This is a genomic window from Kouleothrix sp., assembly GCF_046328425.1.
GTDB lineage: Bacteria > Chloroflexota > Chloroflexia > Chloroflexales > Roseiflexaceae > Kouleothrix.
In genome coordinates this window covers 1-10,956 of record NZ_JAXLWP010000054.1, presented here as the reverse complement: position 1 = coordinate 10,956, position 10,956 = coordinate 1, and the positions used below count along the sequence as shown (strand labels likewise).

At 68.1% G+C, this 10,956-nt stretch carries 9 protein-coding genes and 1 pseudogene; 8 read left to right on the top strand and 2 right to left on the bottom strand.

The window, feature by feature from the left end; translation table 11 throughout:
- Positions 1–100: 100 nt before the first annotated feature.
- Positions 101–2,401: a hypothetical protein gene (locus tag U0177_RS28795; RefSeq protein ID WP_409574144.1), complete on the bottom strand. Its 2,301-nt coding sequence runs from the start codon at positions 2,399–2,401 to the stop codon at positions 101–103.
- A gap of 280 nt (positions 2,402–2,681) precedes the next feature.
- On the opposite strand from U0177_RS28795, the gene U0177_RS28790 reads away from it, so the two are divergent.
- The 7 genes from U0177_RS28790 to U0177_RS28760 all read left to right on the top strand — a co-directional run bounded on the left by U0177_RS28790 (position 2,682) and on the right by U0177_RS28760 (position 8,566).
- Positions 2,682–3,707: a tyrosine-type recombinase/integrase gene (locus tag U0177_RS28790; protein WP_409574143.1), complete on the top strand. Its 1,026-nt coding sequence runs from the start codon at positions 2,682–2,684 to the stop codon at positions 3,705–3,707.
- Positions 3,708–3,821: 114 nt separating this feature from the next.
- The gene (locus U0177_RS28785) at positions 3,822–4,610 is read left to right on the top strand and encodes a HipA family kinase (RefSeq protein WP_409574142.1); all 789 of its coding nucleotides are present in this window, start codon (positions 3,822–3,824) and stop codon (positions 4,608–4,610) included.
- Entirely contained in the window at positions 4,588–4,989 is a 402-nt protein-coding gene (locus U0177_RS28780; protein ID WP_409574141.1) for a DUF3037 domain-containing protein, read from the top strand. The genes U0177_RS28785 and U0177_RS28780 overlap by 23 nt, the downstream gene beginning before the upstream one ends.
- A gap of 536 nt (positions 4,990–5,525) precedes the next feature.
- A complete protein-coding gene (locus U0177_RS28775; RefSeq protein WP_409574140.1) occupies positions 5,526–6,686 on the top strand; it encodes an NAD-dependent epimerase/dehydratase family protein in 1,161 nt (386 codons plus the stop codon).
- A 213-nt stretch (positions 6,687–6,899) separates the two neighbouring features.
- Positions 6,900–7,487, top strand: coding sequence for a glycerol-3-phosphate acyltransferase (locus tag U0177_RS28770; protein ID WP_409574139.1), 588 nt, complete (start codon positions 6,900–6,902; stop codon positions 7,485–7,487).
- Positions 7,488–7,526: 39 nt separating this feature from the next.
- A complete protein-coding gene (locus U0177_RS28765; protein WP_409574138.1) occupies positions 7,527–8,132 on the top strand; it encodes a GNAT family N-acetyltransferase in 606 nt (201 codons plus the stop codon).
- A gap of 2 nt (positions 8,133–8,134) precedes the next feature.
- A complete protein-coding gene (locus tag U0177_RS28760; RefSeq protein ID WP_409574137.1) occupies positions 8,135–8,566 on the top strand; it encodes an acyl-CoA thioesterase in 432 nt (143 codons plus the stop codon).
- Here the strand turns inward: U0177_RS28760 and U0177_RS28755 are convergent.
- Positions 8,559–9,746 (bottom strand): sensor histidine kinase, encoded by a 1,188-nt coding sequence (locus U0177_RS28755; RefSeq protein ID WP_409574136.1) that lies wholly within the window; start codon positions 9,744–9,746, stop codon positions 8,559–8,561. The genes U0177_RS28760 and U0177_RS28755 overlap by 8 nt on opposite strands.
- 784 nt (positions 9,747–10,530) lie before the next feature.
- Here U0177_RS28755 and U0177_RS28750 point away from each other — a divergent pair.
- A pseudogene (locus tag U0177_RS28750) lies at positions 10,531–10,956 on the top strand (proline--tRNA ligase); the annotation flags it as partial.

The window sequence follows — 10,956 nt, the reverse complement described above, 5'->3', positions numbered from 1 at the left end:
GCAGCACAATAAGAAATTTGGGGGCGGCTTCGCCGCCCGCAAACCCCCACCAAAGTGTACGTTATCAAGCGAATTTGGTATGACTCTGCCGTAGCGCGGCTCAGCCGCGCGCCCGGCCGGCCATCAGCCGGCTGCGCACTCGCCGGGCGAGCCAGCCACGCCGGCCAGCCGGCGCGCCGCACAGCCGCTGGTACAGCGCCACCACCAGCCACACCGACGCAAACATCACCAGCACGAGCAGCGCGAACGCCAGCAGGTCGGCCGGGCCATCGGTGCGCAGCTGCTGAAGCGCAAAGCCATTATTCAGCCAGCCGCGCAGCCCCCAGAACGGCAGGGTGTCGCGGCTCAGAAAGAAGCGCTGCGCCGGCATCGCGGCGATCTCCTCGGGCACGTGCGGGAACAGAAACAGATCGTAGCGCACCAGCAGCAGCGTCGCCCACACCGCCGCCAGCGCGGCCGGAGCGGCCGGCGCGATCGCGCGCCAGCGCCGTAGCAGCTCGAACAGCAGCGCCAGCCCGAGCATAAACAGCGGCGCCAGCGCCGTCATCCGCCGCAGCCCAAACGAGCCGCCGCCGAACCAGCGCGCCAGCGAGGCGTTGTAGCCGAAGTAGGCCAGGAATGCCGCGAACAGCGCCACCGTGAGGTAGCGGTCGCGCCGCCACAGCAGCGCCAGGCCCACCAGCCCTAGAAAGAACGCCGGCGTCCACGGCAGCAGCCCGTACAAATGCGAAAATAGCAGCTTGAAGCCTTGAAACCCGCGCGGCCGGATGTAGTCGCTGCCGTGCGGGATGGCCAGGAAGCTGCCGTAGATGATCTTCCAGGCGATCAGCTGTGGGCTGAGCACCAGCAGCAGCAGCACGGCCGCGAGCGCGCCGCCCAGCGCCAGCTGCCGCAGCCGCGCCGCGCGCTCGCCGGCCGGGGCGCGCAGCGCCACCAGCAGCAGCCGGGCAAACGTAAAGCACGGCAGCACCAGGGTGAGCGCGGCGATCCAGTACATCAGCACCGTCGCGCCGGCGGCCACGCCCACCAGCCCCCAGCGCCGCACGCTCGGGCGCTCCTCGAGCCGCAGCCACGCCAGCACGTACAGCGTGGCCGCCGTGCCCGAGAGCGCGTGGGCGAAGCTACCCTCGCGCATGCTGTAAAACAGCAGGTTCGAGCCAAGCAGCGTGGCGATCGACGCCAGCGCGGCCGCCGGCGGCGCGGCCCAGCGCCGCGCGATCCGGTATCCCGCGAGCATTGTCACCAGGCCGCCCAGCGCGCTGGTGAACACCGCCAGCACCACCTCGGGCGGGTCGTAGCCGTTGGCGCGCCAGGGCATGCCCAGCGTGCGCCCTGCCAGCGCGATTACGTGGCCGACTGTGTAGAGCGGCGCCCAGACGATCGCGGGGCCGATCGCCGCCAGGTTCTCGTAGTGGCCGGTGACAGTTGGCTGGAATTTGTCGGAGATCTGCGGGAACGGCGTCTGATGATACTCGTTCTCGAAGTTCAGGTCGCCGTCGATCGTTGGCGAGCGCAGGTAGGCGTAGTACTCGATGCCGTCGCTGCGCACCGTCGGTATGAATGTGACCGCGGCGACGACCGCGAACGCCGCGACGATCCACGCCAGCGCGCGCCGGTCGTCGAGCGGCAGGGCGCGCGGCCAGCGGCGCAGCGCCGCGGCGCACGCCAGCGCGGCGCAGGCCACCGCCGCGGCGACGAACAGGTCGAACGCCAGGAGCAGCCGCGCGTCGTGCAGCCAGCCGTCGGCCAGCACGAGCAGCAGCAGCGCCAGCGCGGGCGCCAGGCCGGCCCACAGCCGCAGGCCCAGCAGCAGCGCGGCGCCGGCCAGCAGCAGCAGGCCCAGCGGCAGGTACGGCGCGGCCCACAGCTCGCGCAGCAGGCCCAGCGCCCCGGGAGGGCTCAGCACCTCGATCGCGGCCGTATCGACGGCCACGCCGAGCGCGCGCGGGTCGCCGGCGATCTGCAGCGGCGGGCTGCTGAGGCCGATCTCGAGCGGCGCGCCGGCCGGCATGGCGAACAGCAGGTGGTAGACGCGCGGCTGCGACCCTACCGCGACCTCGCCGAGCGGCTGGCCATTGGCGCTGAGCGCCACGCGCTGCGGGCCCTCGGGGCGCTCGGGCGCGAACATGCGCAGGTCGGCGCGCACCAGCGCCCCCGCAGGCGGCGCCGACAGCCGTAGCCGCGAGCCCGGCCCCGACCAGCGGTAGGTCACGCCGGCGTCGCTGCGCTCGGGCGCGTAGAAATCGACAGCGCTGATGTCGTCGAGCGGCGCGCCAAGGTCAAGCGACTGCGCGGCGCGGCCCTGCCACTGCCAGGCAATGCCGCCCGCCAGCGCCGCCAGCAGCAGCGCCACGCCGACAGCCCAGGCGGTTGTGATGCTGAATATACGTCGTGCAGCCATGCGTCGAATGTTCCCCTGCCGACAAACGCGACGATTATACCACTTTCGCGCGCCCGCAGCCGTGCCGCCCTGATCGCATGCCAGGGCTGGTGCAACGTCTTTCGACCCCTCCTCCTACCCCTCCCCTGACAGGGGAGGGAAACACATGGCTGGGGGCGGTCGCGGCCGCGACCGCACCACACAGCCAACAATAATCCTCCTCTTCTCCCGCGCGCGGGAGGGGGGGGTGAGGGCCGACTTTGCACCAGCCCTGATCGCATGCCTGTGCTATAATGGCTCCATGCCAGATCAACCCGAGCAACCAATCCTGATCAGCGCCGCCGGCGAGGCATGGGCCCAGGCCCAGCGCGCCCGCCGCAAGCCGCTGGCCGCCACGACGATCGAGTCGTACTGCGATGCGTGGCGCTCGTTCGCCGGCTGGGCGGCGCGCCAGCAGAAGCGCGCGGTCGCCGAGATCGGCGTGCACGACCTGGCAAGCTGGATCGACTCGCTCACGCACACCGCCGACGGCACCGCGCTCACCTACAGCCACGGCGCGCTGGCAGTCTGCAAGTTCCTGGCCGACCGCGGCCTGCTCGCGTGCGACCTGGCGCTGCTGCGCATGCACCTGCGCGACGCGCTGCCGCGCGCCCCGGCCGGCCGCGCCCCCGACGTGCCCGACCTGCGGCGGCTGGTCGGCTTCTACGACGCCGAGCTGCCCGCCGGCGACCCCGGCACCACCCGCGAGCGCGAGCGCCTGAACGGCCTGCGCAACGCCGCGCTGCTGCACACGCTGTTCTCAACTGGCGCGCGCATCTCCGAGCTGCTGGCGCTCGACCTGGCCGACGTGCGCGACGACGGCGGCGCGATCGCCCCGCGCGTGTATGTGGTCGGCAAGGGCAGCCGCCGCCGCGCGGTGTTCCTGCGCGCCCACGCCCAGCGCGCGATCGAGGCCTACCTGCTGGCGCGGCGCGGCAGCTTCCCGAAAGCCCTGCCGCTGATTATCTCGCACGGGCCGCGCGGCGCCGGAGGCCGGCTCAACCGCGTGGCCGCCTGGACGGTGGTGACCAACGCCGCGCACTCCCTGGCCGACCGCATCGAGTCCGAGGGCCGCCCGCGCGAAGCCCGCCTGCTGCGCGACACCACGCCGCATACCTTTCGGCATTTCGTGGCGATGTGGCTGCTGAACGAGGGCGCGCAGATGTCCGAGGTGTCGACGCTGCTGGGCCACGCCAACACCCGCATCACCGAGCAGTACTACGCGCGCCACACCGACGACCGGCTGCAGGAGCTGCACGACCAGTTCGCGCCCGAGCCGGAGAAGTAGCTCAAAGTTTGCAGGCTTGAAAGCCTGGTATGTTCAAAAGAGGTGGTTTGAAGACTCGAAGGTGCATTCAGCCTGCAAACCCGTTGCTTTCCACCCAGCAACCGGAATAGACATATGCAACCGATCCGAACCGTCGCCGCCACTCGCTATATCACGCCGCTGCGTGAGGGCGGCTCGCTGCCCGCGATTGTCGAGGCCGACGACGGGCGGCTGTACGTGCTGAAGTTTCGTGGCGCCGGCCAAGGCCGCAAGGCGCTGATCGCCGAGCTGGTTGCCGGCGAGCTGGGGCGCGCGCTCGGCCTGCCCATCCCCGAGCTGGTGTTCGTCGAGCTCGACGAGGCGTTTAGCCGCAGCGAGCCGCACGAGGAGATCCAGGATCTCATGCGCGCCAGCACTGGCCTGAACCTCGCGCTGGCCTACCTTCCCGGCGCGCTTGCGTTCGAGCCGCTGCTGGCCCCGCCGGGCACACTGGCGCTGGCATCGGCGATCGTCTGGTTCGACGCCTACACCATGAACGTCGACCGCACCGCGCGCAACAGCAACATGCTGGTGGCGGGCGGCCAGCTCTGGCTGATCGACCACGGCGCTGCGCTGTACATCCACCACACCTGGGCGAACTGGCGCGAGCGCAGCCATGGCCGCTTCCCACAGGTGAAAGACCACATGCTGCTGCGCTACGCCGACGCGCTGCCCCAGGCCGACGCGCTGCTGAGCGCCAGGCTCAGCCGCGACCTGGTGCGCGAGGTGGCCGCGCGGATACCCGACAGCTGGCTTGAGGGCGAGCCGCACTTCGCCGACCTGGCCGAACACCGCGCCGCGTATGTCGAGTACCTGTGCGGGCGGCTTGAATCGCCGCGCGCGTTTGCCGAGGAGGCGCTGCATGCCCGCGCACAGCTCGTTTGATTACGCGATCGTGCGCGTGGTGCCGCGGGTCGAGCGCGGCGAGTGCTTCAACGCCGGCGTGATCGTGTTCTGCCGCGCGCGGCGCTTTCTGGCGGCGCGCGTGGCGCTCGACGCGCAGCGCCTGGCCGCGCTGGCCCCCTGGCTCGTCCCGGCCGAGCTCGAGCGCCACCTTGGGCTCATCCCGCTGATCTGCGCCGGCGACCCTGCCGGCGGGCCGATCGCGCTGCTGCCGCTGCCCGAGCGCTTCCACTGGCTGGTGGCGCCGCGCAGCGCCATGATCCAGCCCTCGCCGGTGCACACTGGCGTCGGCGCTAGCCCGGCTGCCGCGCTCGACGAGCTGTTCGCGCGCCTGGTGCTGCCCGCAGCCGCGGCCGGCTAACCCCGCCACTACCACTCGATCTGCTTAGCTCCGTTTGATCTCTTTCGCGATGCCCTGCCCGGAAAGCCGTGCAGGGCATCGCAAGCAGCGTGTCTGTGCGTGGTTTTTCCGCTCTGCCGAAGGCTAAGCGCGCCGCCTGCGTAGGCCCTAAAGAAAGTTCAGGGAGCGGCGAAGCCGCCCCCGAACCCCCACCATACAGCAGTGACCAGCCAGATGGCATACGCTAGCCCTAACGGCAAGCTTCTTGCAGCTGCGCCTGGCGCTGAGCGCTGGCGCGCGCTGCCTGCGTAGGATGCTTGGGGCGCCAGCGGCCGGCGAACAAGCAGGGTTGCGCGTGGCATTGCATGCCCGCAACCCTCGCGCGTAGGATTGAGCGAAGCTGTATGGTACCAAATTCGCTTGATTACTGACACTTTGGTGGGGTTTGGCGGCTTCGCCGCCCCCAAACTTCTTATTGTATTGCACGACGTGGCGAAGCCACGTCGTGCAATACACCCTATACGTGATCAAGCGAATAGCGTATGAAGGGGGAACGGATGCGTATCTTGATACTCGGCGGCGACGGCTACCTGGGCTGGCCAACTGCGCTGCACCTCTCGCAGCGCGGCCACACCGTGGCAGTAGCCGATAACTTTGCCCGCCGCGCGTGGGATCACGAATTGGGCGCCGAAAGCCTCACGCCTATCCGCTCGCTGCACGAGCGCCTGGCGGCGTGGCGTGCGCTCAGCGGCCACGAGATCACACCCTGGATCGGCGACCTGTGCGACGCGGCGTTTGTCGACGATATGCTGCGCGCGTTTGTGCCCGAGGCGGTGGTACACTTCGGCGAGCAGCGCAGCGCGCCGTACTCGATGATCGACCGGCGGCACGCCGTGTTCACCCAGGTGAACAATATCACCGGCACGCTCAACCTGCTGTACGCCCTGGCCGAGCACGCGCCCGATTGCCACCTGGTGAAGCTCGGCACCATGGGCGAGTACGGTACGCCAAATATCGACATCGAAGAGGGATATATCACGATCGAGCACAAGGGCCGCTCCGACACGCTGCCGTTCCCCAAGCAGCCCGGCAGCTGGTACCACGCCAGCAAGGTGCACGACAGCCACAATATCATGCTGGCCTGCCGGATCTGGGGCCTGCGCGCCACCGACCTGAACCAGGGCGTGGTGTATGGCGTCGACACGCCCGAGATCGCCGCCGACGAGCGGCTGCGCACGCGCTTCGACTACGACGCGGTTTTTGGCACGGCGCTGAACCGATTCCTAGTGCAGGCGCTGGCCGGCGTGCCGCTGACGGTGTACGGCCAGGGCGGCCAGACGCGCGGCTTTCTCGATATCCGCGACACGCTGGCCTGCGTCGAGCTGGCGATTACGCACCCGGCCGAGCGCGGCCAGTTCCGGGTGTTCAACCAGTTCACCGAGCAGTTCGACGTGGCCGGGCTGGCGCATGCGGTGCGCGAGGCGGCGCAGGTATTTGGCCTGAATGTGCGCATCGAGCACATCGCCAACCCGCGCGTCGAGCGCGAGGAGCACTATTACAACGCCAGCAACACGCACCTGCTCGACCTAGGGCTCCAGCCGCATTTCCTCAGCGACACGCTGATCGAGTCGGTACTGCGCGTGCTGATGCGCTACCGCGAGCGCATTCGCCCCGAGCTGATGCTGCCCGCCGTCGACTGGCGCCGCATCCGCAACTAGCACAGCCGGGCGCGAGCTTGCTCTTGCTTCGTGAGCGGTTCTATTCTCCGTATTGTGTCCATTTTCCGCGCAGAGCGCGGAAAATGGACACAGAAGATCAACAAATACCCGAAAGCCAGTGACCAGGCCTGGCCGCGCTTGTGCCTGCGCTCGATCTCCTTTATACTCCCGGCATCGTGCAAGCATAGCCTACGCGGTGGAAAGGAAGCGAAGGTGCCCGGCTGGCAAATTCTCGTGGCGACGCTGGCGGCGTACGCGCTTGGCTGCATCGCCAGCGCGTACTACCTGGTGCGCGTCGTCAAAGGGCAAGACATCCGCACTCTCGGCAGCGGCAATGTCGGCGGGCGCAACGCCGGCCGCGTGCTCGGGCGCGCCGGTTTTGCCGCCGTGGCCGTGCTCGACGCGCTGAAGGGGCTGCTGGCGGTGATGCTGGCGCGCTACCTCGGCGTAGGCGGCTGGGGCCTGCTGCCGGTGATGCTGGCCGCGGTGGCCGGGCACATCTGGCCGGCGCAGCTGGGCTTTCGCGGCGGCAAGGGTATTGCCACCATGGTTGGCGCGCTGCTGGCCTACAACTACGTTATCCCGCTGCTACTGGCCGGCATGGTGCTGGCGCTGCTCGCACTTCTGCGCAGCTTCACGCTGGCGGGGATGCTGGCGATCGGCCTGCTGCCGCTGCTGGCGCTGGCGCTGGGCTACCCGGCCGACACAGTGGTGGCGCTGGTGCTGCTCGCGGCGCTGGCGATCTATGCGCACCGCCACAACCTGCTGGCGCGGCTGCGGCCGGCCAGCGGGCGCGCCTAACGGTACATCCGCGATGCCGTACAAACCGAGGAGCAGGACGTGTTTGGAACGCTTCAGTTCAAGATCGCCAGCGAAGCCGATGAATTCGAGCAGATCCACCGGCTGAACTACACCACGTTTGTCGAAGAGATCCCGCAGCACTCGGCGAACCCAAGCCAGGCGCTGATCGATAAATTTCATCGGGAGAACACCTATATCATCTGCCTCGACCACGGCCGGGTGGTGGGGATGATCGCGGTGCGTGCCAACCGCCCGTTCTCGCTCGACACCAAACTCGCCGATCTCGACAGCTACCTGCCGCCCGGCCGCAAGCTGTGCGAGCTGCGCCTGCTGGCCGTCGAGAAGAAGTACCGCAACGGCTGGGTGTTCTGGGGCATGGGCAAGGTGCTGGCCGAGCACTGCCTGCAGCGCGGCTATGAGCTGGCGCTGATCTCGGGAACCACGCGCCAGCAGAAGCTGTACCGCCACCTCGGGTTTCTGCCGTTTGGCCCGCTGGTGGGCCAGCCCGGCGCGCAGTTCCAGCCGATGTATTTGTCGCTCGAGGCATTCCAGCGGCGCGCGCGTATGTTCCGCCGCGCACTTGGCCGCGACACCGTCGCACCAGAGCTGCAGGAGATGATGCTGAGTGAGTTTTCGGAGGAGTAGCGATGGCCAGCGCCGATGCCTACCCATACCGCACGAGCGTCGAGGTGGCGTTTCACGACCTCGACCTGCTTGGGCATGTGAATAACGTCGTATTTCTGACCTACCTGGAAACCGCGCGGGTCAAGTTCCTGTGCCAGATGCTCGATCTGGCGCATCCTGCCGAGCTGCCGGTGATCCTGGCGGAAGTGACGGCGACATACAAAGCGCCGGCGTTTTTTGGCGAGGTGCTGACAATCGGCGTCGGCGTGTCGCGCTTTGGCGGCAAAAGCTTCGACATGCTGCACAGCATCAGCGGCGGCGATGGCCGGCTGGTGCTGGTGGCGCGCACGGTGCTGGTGGCCTACGACTACGCCACCCGCACCACGGTGGCCGTGCCCGAGCAGTTGAAGCAGCGCGTGCTGGAGTTTCAGGCCGGCTGGCAGCCGCCTATGTAGCCGCCGGCACCAGCGGCAGCCGCACGGTGAAGACCGCGCCACCCTTGGGCGTGCTCGCCAGGATGATATCGCCGCCGAGGCGCCGGCACAGCCGCCGGCTGATCAGCAGCCCCAGGGCCACGCCGCTGTGCTCGGGGAGGCTGCCAATCTCGAATTGCGCCTGCTCGTCGAACAGCTGCTGCACCAGGTTGGGCGGAATGCCGGCACCGGCGCCGGCCACGGTGATCGCGACCCAGTCGCCGCCGGCGTCGCCCACAATCGAGGCGTCAAGCAGCACCTTGCTGGCGCTGGTGAGCCGTGCGGCACCGGCCAGCAGGTTGAACAAAACCTGGCGCACCTTCGCAGCGTCGGAGTGCATGCTCGAAATCTCGGGCGCGATCGAGAGCTTCAGCGTGTTATTGCGCGCTAGCATCGCCGGCTGTATCGCGGTGGCCACGTCGGCGAGCAGCGCCGGCAGCGCGAACGGCGCGATCTCGATCGCCAGGCGGCCCGCCTCCATATTCGCGATGTCGAGCACGCCATTGATCATGTTGCGCAGATTGTAGCTGGCCGCCAGAATGCGGTCGAGGTCGCCAATGCATTGGCTTTCGTGCTGCTCTTCGGCGTGCATGCGCAGCAGCTCGGCGTAGCCCATGATCGTGGTGAGCGGGGTGCGCAGCTCGTGGCTCATGCTGGCGATAAACGCCGTCTTGGCTCGGCTTGCGGCCTCGGCCGCGTCTTTGGCAAGCAGCAGCTCGATCTCGGCGCGCTTGCGGCTGGCGATCTCCTGGTGCAGGTGCTCGCGCTCGGCGGCGAGCTCGTGGGCCTGTGCCTGGGTTTGCTTGCTCAGGTCGCGCAGCAGGCCCACAAGGTAGCCGGCGGCAGGCACCACGATATTGGCCGGTAGCGCTTGAAAGAAGAGCAGCTCGAGGTTGAACTCGGCGCCGACCAGGCTGAATAGCACGGTGGTGGCAATATTCAGCACCAGGCCGGTGATCAGGCCGCCAGCGCGCCCAAGCAGCCAGCCTGCCACCAGCACCGGCACAATGCCGATCGGCGCGACGCCGTTTTTGGCCACTGGGTAGAGCACCACGAACAGCGCGATGTAGCCCAGACATAGGCCAACAACCGTGGCGATATGGCGCCGCTGGGGACGCGCCGAGTAGCGAATAGCTCCAGGGATATTCACAGGTGTGCTCACAGTATGGCTTCGGCTTGGAAGCAATGGTCATTGAGTGTTTGCTTTACCATGAATCATACCACAGCCCGCGTACCAATGCATAGATCCACCAGCGACGAGCGGTGGTCGTACCGACGTTTGCGCGCCAGGGTAGGGGAAGAGGGCCGACGTTGCAGAGCCCTGTGCCCGGCCGATTGACAGCCGCGCGCGCGCGTGCTACACTCCGCGTCATAATCGATAGTAAACGACGTCGATGAGAACCAGTAGGCACCCCGCCGGGCGCCCAGCGAGTCGAGGCAGGTGCGAGCTCGATCAGCAGGCCGGTGCCGAACCCCTTCTCAGAGCGGCCGCCCCTGGCGGCCCACGTCGCCGCCGAGGGCGAGCGCCAGCCGGTTAGCCGCGCTGCCGCACTAGTCGCCATAAGGTTGGCCGGTATGCCCGCCGTGACACGGGCGCGCCCTCGCGCATCGCTGCGGCGTGCGCGGCGGCGGCAGAGTGGGGGCGCCTGCCCCAACCAAGGTGGTACCACGGTTCAGCCGTCCTTGAGCGAGAAGCTCAGGGGCGTTTTTTGTTGGGCTGCGCTTGATCCCGCACCTCGCCTAATACCAAAGCGATCGAGAGGTTTGCCAATGCTGGACGGAGGATGGAGGACAGGAGACTGCGCTATTTGTTCTTGGTCTTCTGTCTTTTGTCCCTGCTGCAGTCGCATGGTCAAGCCGTATTGGTATAACAGGGCAGGGAGCGATGCGTCTGGCGTGTATGAAACGCAAAATCAGTGCAATCTGTAGATGGTACAGGAGGTTCTATGCGACTTTCGACATTGTTTGGGCGCACGCTGCGCGATGCCCCCTCCGAGGCCGAGAGCACGGCGCACCAGCTGGTGCTGCGGGCCGGGCTGGCGCGCGCGCTGCTCGCAGGCGGCTACGCGCTGCTGCCGCTGGGTATGCGCGTGGCGCGGCGCATCGAGGCGATCATGCACGCCGAGCTGGCGCGGATCGGCGCGCAGGAATTTCGCACGCCGGTGGTGCAGGCGGCGGCGCTGTGGGAGCAGAGCGGGCGCTACAGCGAGTATGGGCCGGCGATGCTGCGCTTCAGCGACCGATCCGAGCGCGCGCTGATCGTCGCGCCAACCCACGAAGAGGCGGTGGCCGAGCTGGCGCGCCGCGAGGTGACGTCGTACCGCCAGCTGCCGGCGATCATCTACCAGATCCATACCAAGTACCGCGACGAG